At 72.0% G+C, this 17,339-nt stretch carries 15 protein-coding genes, 1 tRNA gene and 2 pseudogenes; 7 read left to right on the top strand and 11 right to left on the bottom strand.

The annotated features are described in order from the left end of the window. Positions 1-933 (bottom strand): annotated as a pseudogene (locus OSB71_RS23470) (hypothetical protein); the annotation flags it as partial. A gap of 353 nt (positions 934-1,286) precedes the next feature. Here OSB71_RS23470 and OSB71_RS23465 point away from each other — a divergent pair. From OSB71_RS23465 to OSB71_RS23445, 5 genes and pseudogenes are all read left to right on the top strand, one after another. Continuing rightward, the gene (locus OSB71_RS23465; RefSeq protein WP_265950811.1) at positions 1,287-2,525 is read left to right on the top strand and encodes a DNA polymerase III subunit delta'; all 1,239 of its coding nucleotides are present in this window, start codon (positions 1,287-1,289) and stop codon (positions 2,523-2,525) included. An 85-nt stretch (positions 2,526-2,610) separates the two neighbouring features. Next, positions 2,611-4,185, top strand: a complete 1,575-nt coding sequence (locus tag OSB71_RS23460) for an alpha/beta hydrolase (RefSeq protein WP_265950810.1) — start codon at positions 2,611-2,613, stop codon at positions 4,183-4,185. A gap of 58 nt (positions 4,186-4,243) precedes the next feature. Then, positions 4,244-4,317 (top strand) — tRNA-Thr (locus OSB71_RS23455). Between the two features lie 277 nt (positions 4,318-4,594). Further along, positions 4,595-6,204: pseudogene (locus tag OSB71_RS23450) on the top strand (relaxase/mobilization nuclease domain-containing protein). Between the two features lie 93 nt (positions 6,205-6,297). Continuing rightward, positions 6,298-7,155 carry a hypothetical protein gene (locus tag OSB71_RS23445; protein WP_265950809.1) on the top strand — a complete coding sequence of 286 codons (858 nt, stop codon included), beginning with the start codon at positions 6,298-6,300 and terminating at the stop codon, positions 7,153-7,155. On the opposite strand, the gene OSB71_RS23440 is transcribed toward OSB71_RS23445, so the two are convergent. From OSB71_RS23440 to OSB71_RS23405, 8 genes are all read right to left on the bottom strand, one after another. Beyond that, positions 7,143-8,003, bottom strand: a complete 861-nt coding sequence (locus tag OSB71_RS23440; RefSeq protein WP_265950807.1) for an aldo/keto reductase — start codon at positions 8,001-8,003, stop codon at positions 7,143-7,145. The two genes, OSB71_RS23445 and OSB71_RS23440, sit on opposite strands and share 13 nt — an antisense overlap. Next, positions 7,943-9,148 (bottom strand): JmjC domain-containing protein, encoded by a 1,206-nt coding sequence (locus OSB71_RS23435; protein WP_265950806.1) that lies wholly within the window; start codon positions 9,146-9,148, stop codon positions 7,943-7,945. The genes OSB71_RS23440 and OSB71_RS23435 overlap by 61 nt, the downstream gene beginning before the upstream one ends. Positions 9,149-9,230: 82 nt before the next feature. Continuing rightward, positions 9,231-9,392, bottom strand: a complete 162-nt coding sequence (locus OSB71_RS23430; protein ID WP_155071312.1) for a hypothetical protein — start codon at positions 9,390-9,392, stop codon at positions 9,231-9,233. Between the two features lie 543 nt (positions 9,393-9,935). Beyond that, positions 9,936-10,523 (bottom strand): class IV adenylate cyclase, encoded by a 588-nt coding sequence (locus OSB71_RS23425; RefSeq protein WP_265950805.1) that lies wholly within the window; start codon positions 10,521-10,523, stop codon positions 9,936-9,938. After that, positions 10,520-11,197 (bottom strand): class I SAM-dependent methyltransferase, encoded by a 678-nt coding sequence (locus OSB71_RS23420; protein ID WP_265950804.1) that lies wholly within the window; start codon positions 11,195-11,197, stop codon positions 10,520-10,522. The genes OSB71_RS23425 and OSB71_RS23420 overlap by 4 nt, the downstream gene beginning before the upstream one ends. After that, complete coding sequence (locus OSB71_RS23415) at positions 11,115-11,756, bottom strand: P-loop nucleotide/nucleoside kinase family protein (protein WP_265950803.1); 642 nt, start codon at positions 11,754-11,756, stop codon at positions 11,115-11,117. The genes OSB71_RS23420 and OSB71_RS23415 overlap by 83 nt, the downstream gene beginning before the upstream one ends. After that, positions 11,749-12,651 (bottom strand): radical SAM protein, encoded by a 903-nt coding sequence (locus tag OSB71_RS23410; RefSeq protein ID WP_323055341.1) that lies wholly within the window; start codon positions 12,649-12,651, stop codon positions 11,749-11,751. Before OSB71_RS23410 ends, OSB71_RS23415 begins: the two co-directional genes overlap by 8 nt. Before the next feature lie 107 nt (positions 12,652-12,758). After that, positions 12,759-13,451, bottom strand: a complete 693-nt coding sequence (locus OSB71_RS23405) for an HAD family hydrolase (protein ID WP_265950801.1) — start codon at positions 13,449-13,451, stop codon at positions 12,759-12,761. Positions 13,452-13,547: 96 nt separating this feature from the next. Between OSB71_RS23405 and OSB71_RS23400 the strand changes: the two genes are divergently transcribed. Together OSB71_RS23400 and OSB71_RS23395 are read left to right on the top strand one after the other, a co-directional pair. Further along, on the top strand, positions 13,548-14,321 hold the full coding sequence (locus OSB71_RS23400) for a DUF5919 domain-containing protein (RefSeq protein WP_265950800.1): 774 nt from the start codon (positions 13,548-13,550) through the stop codon (positions 14,319-14,321). Then, a complete protein-coding gene (locus tag OSB71_RS23395; protein WP_265950799.1) occupies positions 14,308-14,775 on the top strand; it encodes an NUDIX hydrolase in 468 nt (155 codons plus the stop codon). The genes OSB71_RS23400 and OSB71_RS23395 overlap by 14 nt, the downstream gene beginning before the upstream one ends. Here OSB71_RS23395 and OSB71_RS23390 read toward each other — a convergent pair. Both OSB71_RS23390 and OSB71_RS23385 read right to left on the bottom strand, forming a co-directional pair. After that, positions 14,757-15,326, bottom strand: coding sequence for an HD domain-containing protein (locus OSB71_RS23390; protein WP_265950798.1), 570 nt, complete (start codon positions 15,324-15,326; stop codon positions 14,757-14,759). The two genes, OSB71_RS23395 and OSB71_RS23390, sit on opposite strands and share 19 nt — an antisense overlap. A gap of 356 nt (positions 15,327-15,682) precedes the next feature. Then, positions 15,683-16,935 (bottom strand): IS3 family transposase gene (locus OSB71_RS23385; RefSeq protein ID WP_265950797.1). Its coding sequence is split into 2 segments (ribosomal slippage): positions 15,683-16,653 and positions 16,653-16,935, totalling 1,254 coding nucleotides; the frame shifts between segments, so codons are not numbered across the junction. Positions 16,936-17,339: the final 404 nt, after the last annotated feature.

Here is a 17,339-nt window from a genome sequence, read left to right as displayed (position 1 = left end):
GCGCAGGATGAAGGGCTCCGGGGCGGCCCGCTCGCCCGCCGCGACGGTGACCGTGCGGCAGGGGCGCTCCGGCGCGCTGCTGCCGTCGGGTACGGCGGTGACGCACACCCGGTGCCGGTCGGGGCCGAGTTCGTAGAGGTCGCACCGCCCGGTGTCCCCGGTCACGCAGTCGGTGACCAGGAGGCCGTCGGCCGCGCGCACCGCCTCGAAGGTGACGCCGGGCACCGGGGCGCCAGCCGCGTCCAGGGCGGTGACGGCCACGCGCGCCGGGTCCGCCGTGCCGGCCGCGCACCGCACCGTGGCTGCCGTGAGCCGGCCGCCGTACCGGCCGGCGCCCTCGGTCAGCTCAAGCCGCAGCGCCGTGACGGTCAGGGCACCGTCCGCGCCGAGCGAGCGCTCGTTGAGCACGACGCGGCCCACCCCGTCGGGCAGCTCCACGACCGTGCCGGGCGCCGCGTCCGCGGGCAGTGCCACCGCGGGCTTCCCGGGCGCCGGGGTGAACGTGGCGTCGCGCACCCCGGAGCCGCCCGCGGGCGCGAGGTCGGGCGCCGCGGCGCAGGAGGCGGTGACCGGCCCCGTGCGCAGGCGGCCCGCCCCCACGTGCAGGTCGAGTGCGGCGAGGCGGGCCGCGGCCTGCACGGTGCCCGCCGCCCGGTCCCCGCTCGCGCTCGCCCGCGCTCCCCGCGCGGAGCCGACCCCGCTGAGCAGGACGCTGTCGGTCGAGGCGGTGGAGGCGAGGCCGGGGAAGCGAGCCTGCCCCGCGCCCACGTCGACGCGTCCGCCCGGCCGGGTCAGTTCGGCGGAGAGCGCGGAGGCGGTGGCGGAGCCGTCCGCCGCCTGGGCCGCCCCCGCGGCCCAGACGACGAGCACCCCGACCACGGCGGCGACGGCGACCGCTGCCCTGCGCACGGTCCGACGGGCGGTGCGGTGCATGGGCGTCCCTTCTGGAAGTCCGGCAGGGGAGGGACCGGACGGCCGACTCGTCGCGCACCCGGCGGGGCCGACGGCTGCACGGCGACCATGCCATATGACTAGTGCGCTTCCGGGGCTCCGCCACCGGCGTCCCGCCGGAATTCCCCCGCCCGGCGCAACCCACCCACCGCGACGCCCGCTGTCCGACCCATGCCGGACAATGGGCCACGCCGCCCGGAGCCCGCGGACGCCGGCCGGGGCGGAGGAGGACGGCCCGGCGTCGGCGCGTGCCGGCGCGGCGGGGACGGACGGCACGGCGAGCGAGCGGCCCGGCGAGGCGGCCCGGCACGGCACGGGAACGGAAGGGACAGCACATGGCGGTGTGGGACGACCTGGTGGGCCAGGCCCGGGTGGCCGAGCAGCTCACCGCCGCCGCCCGGGACGCGGACGCCCTCGTCACCGCCCACGCCGCGGGGGACGCCGCCGCGGAGGCCGCCGTCTTCGCCGGTTCCGCGATGACGCACGCCTGGCTGTTCACCGGCCCGCCCGGCTCCGGGCGCTCGACCGCCGCCCGCGCCTTCGCCGCCGCCCTGCAGTGCGTCAGCCCCGACCGCGCGCTGGGCGGAGCGCCGGGCTGCGGCTTCTGCGAGGGGTGCCACACCGCGCTCGTCGGCACCCACGCGGACGTCGACGTCGTCCGCACCGAGATGCTGTCGATCGGTGTGAAGGAGACGCGCGAGCTGGTGCGCCGGGCCCAGCTCTCCCCGGCCGGCGGCCGGTGGCAGGTCATCGTGCTGGAGGACGCCGACCGGCTCACCGAGGGCGCGGGCAACGTGCTGCTGAAGGCGGTGGAGGAGCCCGCGCCGCGCACCGTGTGGCTGCTGTGCGCGCCCTCCACCGAGGACGTGCTGCCCACCATCCGCTCCCGCTGCCGCCACCTGGGCCTGCGCACGCCCCCGGTCGACGCCGTGGCCGACCTGCTCGTGCGGCGCGACGGGATCGAGCCCGCCCTCGCCGCCGCCTGCGCCCACGCCACCGGCGGCCACATCGGCCGGGCCCGCCGGCTGGCCACCGACGAGCGGGCCCGCGCGCGCCGCGCCGCCGTCCTGCGCCTGCCGTTGCGCGTGGAGACCGTCGGCGGCTGCCTGGGCGCCGCCCAGGAGCTGATCGAGGCGGCCGAGGAGGACGCCAAGCAGGTCGCCGAGGAACTGGACGCGCGGGAGACGGAGGACCTGCGTGCCGCGCTCGGCGCGGCCGAGGGCAAACGCCTGCCGCGCGGCACGGCCGGCGTCATGAAGGAGCTGGAGGACAAGCAGAAGCGCCGCGCCACCCGCACCCAGCGCGACTCGCTCGACCTCGCCCTCACCGACCTGGCCGCCTTCTACCGCGACGTGCTCGCCCGCCAGATCGGCGCCGCGTCCGCCCGTCCGCCCGCCGGGGCGGACCACGAGCTGACGGCCGCCGAGGGCGTCGCCCGCGTCGCCGCCGCCTCCCGGCCGGAGGAGACACTCCGGCGCATGGAGGCGATCCTGGAGTGCCGGGAGGCCCTGGACCGCAACGTCGCCCCGCTCCTGGCCGTCGAGTCGATGGCGCTCGCGCTCCGCGCGGGTTGATCCGGCGTTATACGCTCCCAGGTACCGATCGGCACCGGAACCGCCCGGTCGGTACGAATCTGTCCCCGACGGGCGAGGGTGGACGATGGCACACCGGCGGCTCTACCGCGTCTTCGGCGCGGCGCTCGCGGCAACCCTGCTGCTGAGCTCCTGCACCGGGCAGGACGACGAACCCTCCGCCGACCGGTCGAACACGGCCGCCGGGGAGCGCGGAGTCAGCCGGGTGCTCGAACCGCTCCCCGCCGAGATCCCCGACGAGCTGCGCCCGTACTACGACCAGGACCTCGCCTGGAAGGACTGCGGCCCCAGCGGCTTCCAGTGCGCCACCCTGCGCGCCCCGCTCGACTACGCCGCCCCGGACGCCGCCGACGACGTGGAGCTGGCCGTCATCCGCTCCCGCGCCACCGGCTCCGGCGAACCGGCCGGCTCCCTGATGGTCAACCCCGGCGGGCCCGGCGCGTCGGCGGTGGACCTGGTGCGCTCCTTCGCCGGCGTCGGCTTCCCGGCCGAGGTGCGCGAGCGGTACGACATCGTCGGCATGGACCCGCGCGGCGTCGCCGGCAGTGAACCCATCGAATGCCTGTCGGACGCGGCGATGGACGAGCACACCCAGGTCGACGTCACCCCGGACAGCGCCGCCGAGACCGACGCGCTCCAGCGCTCGAACGACGCGTTCGCCCGCGGCTGCGCCCAGGACGCGGGGGACCTCCTCGGCCACGTCTCCACCGTCGAGGCCGCCCGCGACATGGACGTGCTGCGCGAGGTGCTCGGCGACGAGAAGCTCACCTACGTCGGCTACTCCTACGGCACCCTGCTCGGCGCCACCTACGCGGGCCTGTTCCCCTCCCGCTCCGGGCGCCTGGTGCTGGACGGCGCCATGGACCCCTCGCTGCCCGCGCAACAGCTCAACCGCGACCAGACGGCGGGCTTCGACACCGCCTTCACCGCGTTCGCCAAGGACTGCGTGCAGCGCGCCGACTGCCCGCTCGGCCAGGAGGGCACCCAGGACGCGGCCGACCGGCTCGACGCGTTCTTCGCCGACCTCGACGCCCAGCCGCTGCCCACCGGCGAGGAGCGCGAGCTCACCGAGTCGCTGGCCACCACCGGCGTGATCAGCGCCATGTACACCGAGCAGTACTGGCCCCGGCTGCGCGAGGCCCTCGCCACCGCCCTGGACGGCAACGGCGCGGGCCTGCTCTCCCTGGCCGACGCCTACTACGAGCGCTCCCCCGACGGCTCCTACGGCAACCTGATGTACGCCAACGCCGCCGTCAACTGCGTCGACCAGCCCGCCCCCTTCGACGGCCCCGCCGCCGCCGAGGACGCCGTCCCCACCTTCCGCGAGGCCTCCCCCGTCTTCGGCCGCAACTTCGCCTACGCGACGCTCATCTGCACCGACTGGCCGGCCGAGCCCACCGGTGAGGCCCACCGCATCGAGGCCGCCGGCGCCGACCCGATCCTCGTCGTCGGCACCACCCGCGACCCGGCCACCCCGTACGTGTGGGCCGAGGGCCTGGCCGCCCAGCTCGACTCCGCCGCCCTGCTCACCTACGACGGCGACGGCCACACCGCCTACGCCCGCGGCGTGGCCTGCGTCGACAGCACCGTCAACGCCTACCTCCTGGAAGGCACCGTCCCCGCCGACGGCAAGCGCTGCTAGACCCCGGCACGAGCACCCCGCCAACCCGTGTAAACTGTTCCGCGCTGCACCCCAGCAAGCCGCCTTAGCTCAGTCGGCCAGAGCGACGCACTCGTAATGCGTAGGTCAAGGGTTCGATTCCCTTAGGCGGCTCAGAGAAAGGCCAGGTCAGACACTGTCTGACCTGGCCTTTTCTGTTGCCGGGGCGTGGGCGGGCGTGCGGCTGGGGCGCTGCGGGTTTGCTTGCGTGAGCGATGCGTGAGCGGAGGGGCGGCGAGGAGGTTGACCTGAGTAACTCCAGCACAGGGCGACCGGCGCTACCCGCTGGTCAGGTCAGGTCAGGTCAGGTGCGGTGGCGGGTCGGCGTGGAGGTAATACTTGTCCGCTTACGGCCTACGTGCGTCGTCGATGCCAAGGGCACCGTCCAGCTGTGCTGATCACGACATATGCCGATGTGGTGCTGCTCGCACTCAGATGCCGGAACGACTTCGCCCCCGACCCCGGCCGCAGCCCGCACCGCGACCTGAAGGCGGTGGAAAGGCAGCTCGCGGCCCAGCTCGACCAGCCGGTGGCCCTGCTGGGCGACCGGGCGCCGAAGAACACCATCTGGCACTGCCCGGTCCGTGCCGCACCGGAGGGCCCGATCCTCACCGATGCCCAGTGGGCGGACATCGCCCGCCGAATGGTGGCCGCCGCCGGTCTCGCCTCCGACGGGGACGGCCAGGCGTGCCGCTGGGTGGCGGTACGGCATGCCGAGGACCACATCCACATCGCCGCCACACTCGTCCGCCAGGACGGCCGCCGCCCCGACCGGGGCCACGACTACCGCGCCGTCCAGAGGGAGGCACGAAGAATCGAAGCCGACTACGGGCTTCGGCGCTTGAAGCCCGGGGACGGCACCGCGGCCAAGCGCCCCACCAGCAAGGAATACTTCAAGGCCAAACGGCAGGGCCGGGACGCCACCGCGCGGGAGGTCCTGCGCCTGCGGGTCCGTCGCGCGGTGGCCGCCGCCACCGACGAGGCCGGGTTCTTCGCGCTGCTGGCCGCCTCCGGCGTGGAGGTGCGCCTGAAGGCCGGGCCGTCCGGCGACCTGCTGGGCTACAGCGTCGCCCTGCCCGGCGACACCAACGGCCAGGGCGAGCCCGTGTGGTACTCCGGCTCCACCCTGGCCGGCGACCTCTCCCTGCCCCAGGTCCGCCAACGCCTGGGCACCCTCACCCCCGAGCCGGTACCCGCCCGCCCGGCCGATCCCTGGCACCGGGCCACCGCGGCCACCGAGCGCATCCCTGCACACCTCACCGGCAGCGACGACAGGGTGGCGCAGGGGCAGCTGGTCGCCCTCGGCGGAGCCTTGGACCTCCTGCCGGTTGCCGCACCGGCCGGCCTGCGGGACGAGCTGGAGCAGGCCGCCGTCGCCTTCGAACGCGCCATCCGCTCCCGCATCACCGCGGACCTCGACAGCGCCCGCGCCCTGCGCCGCAGTGTTCAGATGATCGTGCGCGACCCCGCCCCGGCGGACGGCGCCGGGCTGGCCATGCTGCTGGACGCCGCGCTCCTCGCCGTGGCCTACGCCAGGCACTGGCACCGCACCCACCGGCACGCCCAGCAGGAAGCAGCCGCCGAGCAGACCCTGCTCCACCTCCAGACCGCCTACACACGAATCGCCGGGCCGGTCCTGGACCACTTCGCCCACCGCACCCCCAGCCTCCAGACCAAGCAACGCCTCGCCCTCCATCTCCAACGGGCGGCCCCCGAGCACGCCGAGCGCATCCTGAACGACCCCGCCTGGGACGCCCTCGCCGCCGTGCTCGCCGACGCCGAGACCACAGGCCACAAAGCCGCCACCCTCCTCGAACCAGGCCCTGGGCCAGCGCACCCTGAACGACGCCCGCCACCCTGCCCGCACCCTGACCTGGCGCATCCACCGCCTCGGCCAAACGCCACGCCCCCAGCCCACAAGCCCAAGCAGCCAGAGCACGCACCACCGCGCAGCACCCCGCCGCTCCAGACCCGCAGCCGTCCCGGACGCGGCACCGCTGACCACACCGAGCGGACCGCTGTGCCGCGTCTTCCCTTCCGGAGACATGGGAGGCCGGTTCCTTGCTAGCGTCGGACGGCCGGCAAGGAGGTTCCATGTCATCTTCCGCGCCTGCCGCCGCACAGGCCGACCTGAGAATCGAGCCGGTCGACGCTGTGCTCGACGATGTCGAGCGTTCCCTCCGGACCCGGCTGGACCGGGACACGCTGGTGCGCAAGCGGCGCTCGCTAGGCGCGCGGACGGACCGGGGCACATGGGTGCGCATTGAGCGGCGCCGGATGGAGAAGATCGGAGGCCAGGGCTGGAACGGCACCGAGTGCGCGGCCGTCCTGGGAGGAGTCGCGCAGCCCCGGTGGCACCGGGCGGTGGTGTGGCGCCAGCCGGACGGTGCCGCGATGTGGCGGGCGGACGAGACCGATCTGCTGCCCGGCGCGCCGATCGGCACCAGCGTCCTGGCCTCCGACCCTGGGCTGCCGGATGCGTGGTGGCAGGCGCTGAAAGCCTCGCTGGACGCGCTGGCCGCCCACCGCACGAGCCGCGTCGCCACCCCGGACACCGTCACGATCACCCAGCGGGGTGTCACCGAGGCGGTCCGCCGCTTCCTGCCCGACGGCATCGATACGACGGTGAGCCAGTGGCGGCCCGCGCACGCGGACCTGAACTGGGCGAACATGACCGGCCCGGAGTTCTGCCTGTTCGACTGGGAGGACTGGGGCATGGCACCCCGAGGGCTGGATGCCGCGTCCCTGTGGGGCAATTCCCTCGCCGTCCCGGCTCTGGCCGAACGCATCCGCCAGGAGCGGAGCCGCGACTTGGAGAGCCGGGACGGCAAGCTGATGACCCTGTTCGTCTGCGCGAAGATCCTGGCCCCGGATGCCCACCCCGAGGACCCCCGCCTGGAGCCGGCACACCGGACGGCGGCGCGGATCGCGGAGGAACTTCAGGCCCGCTGACGGCCCGTCCGCTCGCGGAGAAGCCGCCGGTACGTGCGCAGGCTGCCGACATCCGCCTCGTACCGCAGGGCAGTGACCAGCTCCGCCAGGTGGGACGGGTCGTCCGTGCCGACGGCGACCCTCCCCACCTGCGGCAGCCGGTAGGCGATGCGGAACGCGGCCTGTACGGCGGAGAGACCGTCGTCAGGGTCTTGGACGAAGACCCACGGGTCGAAGGTCTTCCACAGCGGGTCTCCGGTCCCGCCTCCGAAGGGGCTCATGCCCCACAGCTGATCGAGGCCGAGGCCCCATCGTGCTGCCAGGGCTTCCGACGCTTCCAGGACGTCGATCGGAACCAGGAGCCCCGCTCGGACCATGAGCACGTCGGGCCTGGGCATGGTGTCGTCCACGAGGCCGGGCAGTGGGCGGGGGTCCCATGAGGAGACGCCCCAGACCCCGCACAGCCCGTCCGCCGCGGCTTTCTCCAGGGCGGCGCACGCCGTACCCAGCGCTTCCTGACAAGCGGAGGAGCGTTCGGGCAGGGAGCGTTCCGGATTGTGCAGGAACACCAGATCGGGGACGCGTCCGAGATCACGGTTGGTCTGTTCCACCGCTGCCCGGAGCCTGCCGGGGTCGAGTGAGTGCTCGGCCCCGCCGGCGGCCGGGAAGAATCCGACCTTGGTGGAGACCGTGAAGCGGGGCAGGAGGTCGCCCCCCACCTTCGCCAGGGCGGTGTGGGCCGAGAAGCCGTGGTAGTTGAAGCTGGTGTCGATCGCCTCGACGCCGAGTTCCAGTGCGCTGGTGAGGATCAGGCGCTCATGACGAGATCGGTGTAGCCCGAGGACAACTCGGGGGTCAGGCTCGCGCACAGTTCCTCCTCCACCAGGATCTTCGCCAGGGCTCCCACCTCGGCGCCCACGACCTGGGCGGCCTCGTCCAGCCGCACCGGGTGGCCGCTCAGGAGCAGGCGGAGTCCGGGCAGGGCCTTGGAGGCGAAGGTGAGTTTCTTGCCTGCGGCCACCACGGTGACTGTCTCCTGCTCCTCCTGGATCAGCGGCGGGAACTCGCTGACACACACCACGGCCTCAAGCGGCCCGAAGATCTCCAGGAAGGGAACGTGCCGACCGGAGGGAGCCTCGCGCTCGCGGAGCCGGAGGAACTCCGCCGGGCCGCGTGCGTCGAGCAGCCGGGAGGCCGCGTCGGTCAGCCGCCGTTCCTGGACCTGCTGCTCCTCCGGGCTGCCCCAGCGGTCGAGGTCATGGCGGAACACCTCCTCCTGGCGGGACCAGTCGGCGAGCCAGGTCAGCCAGCTCACGGCGGTGCGCTTGGCGAACCCGAAGGTCACGTGGGTGCTGTGGCCGCCGCCCCGGCCCGCCCGGGTGGCGGCGTGCCAGTAGCCGCGGGGAATGTGCATGACGTCGCCGGCCTTCATGGTGCCGGTCCACACGATCTCCTCGCTGGGGGTGTTGTTCCGCTCGGCGTCCCGGAACATGGGCACGGGCCGTGACGTGCCACGCACCTCCCACTGCTTCTCTCCGGCGAGTTGCACGATGAGGACGTCGTGGTCGTCCCAGTGCAGGTCGAAGCCGGAGGCGTCGTTGGTGGTCAGGTACATGTTCGCCTGGACGTGCTCCCGGGACCACCACTGCAGGGCTCGGCACGTCACTTCCATCGTGGGGCCGAAGACGTTCGACTGGTCCAGGACCAGCGTCGCACCCTCGCGCAGCAGGCTGCCCACGCGGCGCATGTCGGCCATCGGTATCGCCTGGCCCCGGGGTGTGACCTGCCGGTCCAGGTACGCGTCGGGGTGCAGCTCCTCGCCGCCCTTGAAGAAGCGGAACTGCGGGTTGGCCAGGCTCCGGCGCATGACCATGTCGAGCAGGCGCGCGGGCGTGAGCAGTCGGGTGACGAGCTGGGGGTCGCCGACGCTTCCCCGGGCGAAGTCCTTTCCGAGCGGGGCCGGGCCGTCCCACCCCAGCGCCTCTTCGACGGCGCGGACCAGACGGTGCTCCATGGGCTGTTCCCTTCCTTGCGTCAGATGGGAGGTGGAAGGTGGAGGAGCCGCGTGCGCGGCCCCTCCACCGGAGAGCCGGCGGTTACGCCGCGTGGTTCAGGCCGTCGCCACCGGGCCAGGGGCCGTCACCGGAGCTGCCCTGCCCCGGGTCGGAGGCGCTGCTGTCGTGCCGGTCGTGGACGCTCGCGAGGACTTCCACGGCGACCAGAAGACCCTCCTCCACGGAGGGGGTGGTGTCTCCCACTTGGTGCTCCTTCCTCTACCGGTTCTCCCGCCGGGTTCGGCGGGAAGCTGTGGTGTGCGGAGGTGCTGGTGTTGCCGGGGCCGCCCCGTGGCTGTAGGGGAGTCGTCCACGGGGACGGGGTAGGAGGGGGCGGCTCGCCGGCCCGGGCGGTGTTCAGCCGCGACGCGGGAAGCCGCCTCGTGCTCGGTGCCTTCCTCCACGCCGCCTGCCGGGCGACTCGGCTCCGGCGGGAGCGCCAGGGTGCGCGGAGCGCGTCGGTGCGTCGTTGAGGAGGACGGCTTGCCAGACCTGCTCCTGTAGCTTCCGGATGCAGGGGCCGCAGGCGTACATCGGTGCCTGGACACCGGCCACGTTCACGGGACCGATCCACAGGACGCGGGTCCACCGCCGGCCGCAGTAGAGCCAGCAGGAGCCGTCGACCCACCGGTTTCCGTCGTCGGTGGCCGCCGGGGCGGGAAGCCCGCCCCGGGCGAAGTCGGGGATGCCCGGTGCCGCCCTGTGTGGCCCGGCCGGTTCCGGAAGCACGGTGCTCCCCCCGGGGGGTCAGGTGCCCTGGGTGGGCACGGGGCGGGACTCGTCTTTCTCGGAGTCGGCGAAGAGGAGGGTGGGCTCGGAGAGGATGTCGCGGCCCGCCTCGCTCTTGTAGATCTCGTCGACGCTGCCGAACCGGGCCTCGGAGTAGTCGAGTTCGAGGAGGGCGGCGGCCTGGCGGACCGATGCCTCGTCCGGGCCCTCGATCTCGACGAAGGTGGGGAGGTCCGGCCAGGTGTCGAAGTCGAAGACGACCTCGCCCAGGCGCCACTCCTCCCGGTAGTTCTCCTGGTAGCGGACCTCGCGCAGCCCGATGCGGCGAAGGATCTCGGCCATGGCGTGCAGGTCGGCCACATCGGTCTCGACCTCGGTAGTGCCGTCGATGGTGGTGGCGTCGGTGACCTGCTTGAGCGTGAGCGTGGACCGGGTGCCCTCGTTCCGCAGGCGGATCCAGGCGCCGACGTCGAGGGCGTCGTTCTCGAAGATCTTGCGGGTGAGGAGGGTGCGCGGGAGCACCCGGACGGCACCGAGCCCGGTCAGCCTGGTCTGCAGGTCGGTGACGTCGACGGCGAGGAACTTCGCTTCGTACTCGTGCTTCATGAGTCCTTCTTCCCGTGACAGTGGGAGGGGCCGGGCGTACGGGCCGCGAGGATCAGACCCATGCGATGGGTGTGGTCCTGGAGCCGGCCGACGTGGGCCCGCTCGGTGAACTCGTTCGTGCGCAGCGTGAGCAGCACGTTCCAGTCGCCGATGAAGTGGCGCCGGAGCCTTTCCGGGGACGTGTAGTGCTCGACCAGGTGGTGGCGGTGCTCGACGGGCATCATGAACTCCGCGCCGAAGAGGCCGCCCGGACCGACCAGGCGCTGCATGTGGTGGACGAACTCGGCGAGCGGGCGGTGGTGGTTGGCACTGTAATGCCAGGAACAGCTCGTCCAGACCGCGTCGCAGGGCGTGCCCGGCGGTTCGTTCTGGAGGAAGTCGACCTCGACGACCTGCACGCGGTCGTGGAGCTCTTCAAGTTCGAGCCGGTCGGTCAGGCCCATCGCGTGGGTGTGCTCCTCACCCGGAAGGCGGACCTCGCCGCCGTGCAGGGCCAGCGGGTCGCGTTCGATGGCGATGACGCGGTAACCGGCGGCTGCCAGCGGCAGGACGAACTTGCCGTCGCTCGCGCCGACGACCGCGACGGTGGCGTCAGCGGTGGCGTGCTCCCTCAGCGCGGCGAGGAACTGGGGGAAGAAGGTGAGGGTGTGCTCCCACAGGCTCTGTGTCCGCACGGTGGTGGGCTCCTTGCGTGTCGATGGTGAGGATCGCCCGGAGGACTTCGTCGGGGTCGAGGCCGGTGGTGTCCACACGGTGCATCGGGAACCGGGCGTAGGCGGCGGTGAGCCGGTCGACGGTGGCCTCGGCGAGAGCGTCCCAGTGGGTCACCGGCTTGTCCCGCCCGGCCAGGCGCCGCCGGCGCTCGTCCTCGTCGCAGACCAGGTGGTAGGTGACGGGCTGCGGCAGGTCGGGCGGCAGCGTGATCCCGAGGCGGGTGCCGAAAGCGTGGTGGGTGGCCAGGCAGCGGGCGAAGTAGCTCTCCACGACGACCGGGATGCCGAGGGCGAGATGGCGCCGTATTTCGTCGGCCGCGGTGAACAGTGCGGAGAGGTAGAAGCACGTCCGTGCCTCGACGTTCCCCCGCGTGTCCACGTCGCGCCGCAGGCGCTGGTAGGCGGGCGGTACGGTCGGGACCAGCACCGCGCCACGGGCCGCCGCCAGCATCGGCGCGATGGTCGACTTGCCGGTGCCGCGGAGTCCTTCGAGGCTCTCGAACAGCGGGCGTTCAGACACGGCCGTACACCACGTCCGGCACCGCGAGGGCCAGTTCGTCGGTGGCGGTGGGCCGGTGGGCGATGCGATTGGCGCGCTTGTCGTACCAGAAGGCGTGCGCGTCCCTGCCGACGGCCTTGCAGGACATGGTGAGCGCACCGCGCGGGTCGGCCTCGATCCGCTCGATCTCGGTCGGGCCGCCGGCGGGTGCGCAGACCTCCGGGGCGCCGTGCTCGGACAGGTCCTCGTCGACGACCACCTCGATGGCCGGCTTGGCCTCCCGGAGCCGCTCGCGCAGGCGGGCGTACGCGGCGGGGTCGGTGACCAGGAGCTCCGGGTGGGCGGCGGCGTTACCGACCGGACGCAGGCAGTGCAGCTTCAACTGCCGTACCCCGAAGTGTTCCAGGACGCGGGCCAGCGGCAGTACCTCGTCGATGTTGCGGGAGGTGACCGTCATGGTCGCGCCCGTGGGGACGCCGAGTTCCCGGGCGAGGTCGAGCGCGTTCAGCGCGCTCTGGTAGCTCCCGGACCTGCGGATGTGGTCGTTGGTCGAGCCGACACCCTCCAACGAGACCCGCAGCAGGTCCAGGTGCGGGGCGATCTCGGCCAGCCGGCGCTCGATCCGGTAGCCGTTGGTACAGATCTCGACCCGCAGGCCCAGCTCCCGCCGGGCGTGCCGGACCACCCGGGCGAGGTCCTTGTAGACGAACGGCTCGCCGCCGAGGAGGGTGACGGCCTCGGTGCCGTACCGGTTCCGCATGAGCGTGAGGAGGTTGGCGGCCTGCTCGGCGGTGAAGGCGTCGGCGTGCTGGAGCCGGGTGCCGTGGAAGCAGTGCAGGCACTCGAAGTTGCAGCAGTACAGCAGCTGCAGGTACAGCATCCGGATCCTGCGGATACCGGTGACTTCCGCGATCACGTGGGCCTCCTCCGGCCAGTCGCCTGGTTGGAGACCCGATGGTGGCGGAGCGTACGGGGACCGCGTCACCGCGTATCCGGACGCTCCGAGGACGTCCCGGGACGTTTTCAGCGCGCCGCGAAGGACTCCAGGATCCTCAGGAGGTCCGCGGTGTCCGACAGGTCGGGCAGTACGGCGGGCGCGCCGGCGGCGGCCAGCTCCTCGGCGCTGTGGATGCCCGAGGCGACCGCGACGATCCCGGAGCCCGTGGTGAGCGCGGACTCCACGTCCCGTGGCGTGTCACCCACCAGCACCACGGGCACGTCGGAACGCACACCGCGAAGAAGGCGGGCGCGCTCCCGGGCGACGGCCACGAGGTCGGGGCGCTGGAGCGCGTCGGCACCGTAGGCTCCGACCGACAGGTCGAGCAGAGGGTCGAGGTCGAAGGCCGACAGCTTCACCCGGGCGTTGGCCGCGATGTTTCCGGTCAGGATCGATGACACCCAACCGTCCTGTACCGAGACGGCCTTGAGCGCGTCCCGTACGCCCGGCAGAGCCGTCCCACGCCTGCGCAGCTCCTCAAGCCGCTCCTGGCCGGCGAGGGCGAGGGCGGCCTCGACGGCGGCCCAGTCCGGCTCGGGCGGACCCTCACGCAGGAACATCTCCCGCATGATCAGGCGGTCCGTGCGGCCCTCGGTCCGTGCCGGTCCGGTCGGCGGACGACCCGCCAGCGCCGAGAACGCGGCCGCGTAGATCTCCTTGCTCACCCCTGCGTTGTCGATGAGCGTGTGGTCGATGTCCCACAGGACGATGAGCTGCATTCCGCCAGGGTAAGCACCCGGGCGCGGCACCGGCCTCACAGGAACGTCCCATAACGTCCTTGCCCGATCACGCCCGCCTCGGCTTCCATGGGCCCTGTGAACGAGCGACTTCACTCCGTACTCGCCCAGCGCGGCGTCCCGCCCGAGTCGCTTGCCGAAGCCTGCGGGGTGGACCCCAAGACCGTCAGCCGCTGGCTGGGCGGGCGCGTACCCCATCCGCGGCACCGCTTCCGTGTCGCGCAGCACCTGCGGGTGGAGGAGACGTTCCTCTGGCCCGCCCCGCAACCCCGGACCGGCCGCCCCGCCGCAGGATCAGGCGCCGAACTCGTCGGCACCTACGCCAACCGCGCCAGCGTTCCCCGCGAGATGTGGCTCTCACTGCTGCGGGAGGCCCGGAAGGAGATCGGCGTACTCGTCTTCTCCGGCACGTTCTTCGCCCAGTCCAACCCGCACGTCGCCAAGATGCTCGCCGAGCGCGCGGCCGACGGCGTTCGGGTCCGCCTGTGCTTCGGCGACCCGACGGGCCGGGCGGTTGCCGTCCGGGGCCGGGAGGAAGGCATCGGCGACACCCTCGCCGCCAAGATCCGCGCCTCCCTGACCTACTACCGCTCCCTGCTCTCCGAGGAGGGATGCGAGGTGCGGCTGCACGACACCACGCTCTACACGTCGATGTTCCGCTACGACGACCACCTGCTGGTCAACCCGCACATCTGGGGACAGCCGGCCAGCGCCAACCCCCTGCTCCACCTCCAAAGAGTCGACGCCTCCGGGTGGTTCGACAACTACGCTCAGAGCTTCGACGCCGTCTGGGCCGGTGCCCGGCCCTGGACACCCGACCAGGAGGGGATGGCCGCCCATGGGCAGGACTGAGTACTACCACGACCCCGACGCCCCCAAGGCGAACACCCTCATCCCCGCCAGCAACCTGCTCGTCGTTGACGAGGACGGCGCCATCCTGCTCCAGCGCCGCCGCGACACCGGCCAGTGGGCCCTGCCCGGCGGCGCCCAGGACATCGGCGAGACGGCAGCCCAGTGCGCGGTGCGCGAGTGCCTGGAGGAGACCGGCATCGTCGCCGAGATCACCGGCTTCCTCGGCGTCTACACCAACCCCCACCACATCGTCGCCTACACCGACGGCGAGATCCGCCAGCAGTACGAGACCACCTACATCGGCCGCCCCGTCGGCGGCGAACCCACGATCAACGACGAGGCCGACGGCGTCCGCTTCGTTCCCCCGGCCGACCTCGACCGGTACGACATCCACCCCAGCATGCGCCAGCAGATCGGCGACTACCTCGCCGGCACCTACCCCCGCCTGGACTGAGCAGCCAGCGCATCCTCCACCCGACCCACCGCGGCGAAGATCTCCGGCGCCGCCCGGCGGATGAACCGCCCCACCACACTGGCGTCCCCGTAGCGGCCCCGGATCTCGGCCACCCGCTCCTCGGCGGTGGTCCGCTCGCCGTCGGGCGTCGTCGTCATGTCGCAGTAGACCAGCGCGTCCACCAGCAACTGGTTCTCCAGCAACGGGAACTCCGCCTCCAGCACCTCCCGCAGTCCGCGCTCCTCGGCCTCCAGCGGCGCGAACGAGTGGTTCGCCACCAACCGCACCAACCGCTCGTCCGCACCGTGCTCGTCACGCAGGAACCGAGCCCCGTCCAACGGATGGAACCCCGTCACGGCCAGCCGCGGCGCGTACCCGACGTCGTGCAGCGTGGCAGCGGCCACCAGGAGCTCGGCCTCCTTCCCCAGGATCCGCGCCAGCTCGGCCGCACGATCCCCAACCCCCTGGGAGTGCACCCACCGCCGCGGAAGCACGGCAGCGAGTTCCGCCTCTCCCACTCTCATCGCCCAGTCCGCCGTCGAAGCTTCCATGGCGCATTCATGCCCGAGCAGCGCTGTGAACAGTCCAACAGATTGCCCTGGTAAGGGCCGTGTCTGCCTTGGCCCCAAACTCCGAAGCGGCACCCATCCGCTTCGGTATACGCCTCTGTCGATCAGGCGGGATACCGCCGGGGCGGAGGCGACCGAATCGAAGACGGCCAGCTCACACCGCTGCATCACAACATCCGCAAGGATGTCGCGGTGAACCACCGTTGTCACGAAACCGCCTTCGAGAAGAAGACCGGCTGGAAGTACTCGATCACCGCCACCAACATCACAAAGCGCTGGGGAGTGCCGGGCTCGCACCAGGTGCAGTGGATTGAACCGCCCCGGGTTCGGTAGAGACCTCAGATTGTGGTTGTGACCTGGAGTTTCGTGGGTTCCGTGTAGTAGTTGGTCTCGTACTCGACGGGTGGGACGTGGCCTATCTCACCGTGCAGGCGTCGGTGGCAGTACCAGTCCACCCACTCGGCGGTGGCCAGCTCGACATGGGAGAGGGTCTTCCACGGCCGCTGCGGCTTGATCAACTCGGTTTTGAACAGGCCGATCGTGCTCTCCATCAGGGCGTTGTCGTACGCATCGCCGACAGATCCGATCGAGGCCGCGAGGCCGGCCGTATCCAAGTGCTCGGCCAGCCGGAAGCTGGTGTACTGGCTGCCCGCACCGCTGTGATGTATCAACTCGCCACGAGCGTGGGGATGTTCATCGCGGTCACGCTGCCACAGTGCCATCTCCAGAGCGTCCAGGACGAGCCGGGTCTCCTTCGACGTCGCGGCGGACCAGCCGACGATCCGGCGGGAAAAGGTGTCCACGACGAAGGCCACGTAGACCACTCCGGCCCAGGTGGCCACGTGCGTGAATTCCGCGACCCAGCAGCGGTTCGGCGCGCCGGCGACGAAGTCGCGGTCCACCCGGTCCGGTGCCCGCTCGGCCTGCTGGTCCGGGATCGTGGTGATGACCTTCCTTCCGCGGACGGCGCCGGCGATGCCCAGCTCACGCATCAGCCGTTCGACGGTGCAGCGGGCCACCGCGTGACCCCGCCGGTTCAGCTCCCGCCAGATCTTCCGGGCCCCGTAGACACGGTAGTTGTCGGTGTGGACCTGGCGGATCAGCTCCTTGAGTTCGGTGTCCCGCACGGTACGGGCCGACGGAGCGACCTGTCGTTTCTTGTGCGCGTAGTAGCTGGAAGGGGCGATCTTGCAGTCGTGCTCGGTGAGCGTCCTGCAGATCGGCTCGACCCCGCCGAAGCGGTCCCGGTGCTCGTCGATGAACGCTACGAGCGCGTGTGTGGCCGGTCGAGCTCGGCCGCGAAGAAACTCGCCGCCGCCTTGAGGATCTCGTTCGCCCGCTTCAGCTCGGCGATCTCCTTCTTCAACGCCTTGAGCTGAACCGATTCCTCCGTCGTCGTCCCCGGCCGTGTCCCCGCGTCGATCTCGTGCTGCTTCAGCCAGTTCCGCAGTGTCTCGCGGGAGCCGATGCCGAGCTTGTCGGTGACCGCCTGCAGGGCGGCCGTCTCGTTCGGGTGGTCGTCGCGCACCTCGGCGACCATGCGCACCGCACGACGGCGGAGCTCAAGCGGGTAACGGGAAGGTCGTGCCATGACTCGATCCTTTCATGAAATCGAGCCTCTATCCGAACCGGGGCGGTTCAGTTGCTGCCACACTACAGCGGTTTGGCGTGGCTCGAAGCGGCTGGCCTGCGTGAGCGCTGCGTGAGCGGACTGGACGGCACTAGGGTGGACCCAGCGTCATGCTGATCACGGGAAGACGTCTCTGACCTGGGGGAACAGGATTCCGTGGCATCGTCCGGCACCAGCCGGGAGGATCTTGCAGGCTCTCGTAATGCGTAGGTCAAGGGGTTCGATTCCCTTAGGCGGCTCCGATAAGCCCCAGGTCACATAGCGCGTGACCTGGAGTTTTCTGCTGCCGGGGCATGACGCGCCCCACGGCAGGGGCGCCGTGAGGTCGCTTGCCTGAGCGATGCGTGAGCGGTGGGCCAGGTGGG

Origin of the sequence: Streptomyces marinisediminis (genome assembly GCF_026262575.1) — a bacterium.
Lineage (GTDB): Bacteria > Actinomycetota > Actinomycetes > Streptomycetales > Streptomycetaceae > Streptomyces > Streptomyces marinisediminis.
The sequence above is the reverse complement of the archived record's forward strand: the minus strand, read 5'-3'. Positions and strand labels throughout refer to the sequence as shown.

Coding starts and splice junctions, on each gene's coding strand:
- OSB71_RS23395 (WP_265950799.1), top strand. CDS start 14,308: ATGGGCAGGACTGAGTACTACCACGACCCCGACGCCCCCAAGGCGAAC.
- OSB71_RS23435 (WP_265950806.1), bottom strand. CDS start 9,148: ATGGAGCACCGTCTGGTCCGCGCCGTCGAAGAGGCGCTGGGGTGGGAC.
- OSB71_RS23390 (WP_265950798.1), bottom strand. CDS start 15,326: ATGGAAGCTTCGACGGCGGACTGGGCGATGAGAGTGGGAGAGGCGGAA.
- OSB71_RS23445 (WP_265950809.1), top strand. CDS start 6,298: ATGTCATCTTCCGCGCCTGCCGCCGCACAGGCCGACCTGAGAATCGAG.
- OSB71_RS23465 (WP_265950811.1), top strand. CDS start 1,287: ATGGCGGTGTGGGACGACCTGGTGGGCCAGGCCCGGGTGGCCGAGCAG.
- OSB71_RS23460 (WP_265950810.1), top strand. CDS start 2,611: ATGGCACACCGGCGGCTCTACCGCGTCTTCGGCGCGGCGCTCGCGGCA.
- OSB71_RS23405 (WP_265950801.1), bottom strand. CDS start 13,451: ATGCAGCTCATCGTCCTGTGGGACATCGACCACACGCTCATCGACAAC.
- OSB71_RS23425 (WP_265950805.1), bottom strand. CDS start 10,523: ATGAAGCACGAGTACGAAGCGAAGTTCCTCGCCGTCGACGTCACCGAC.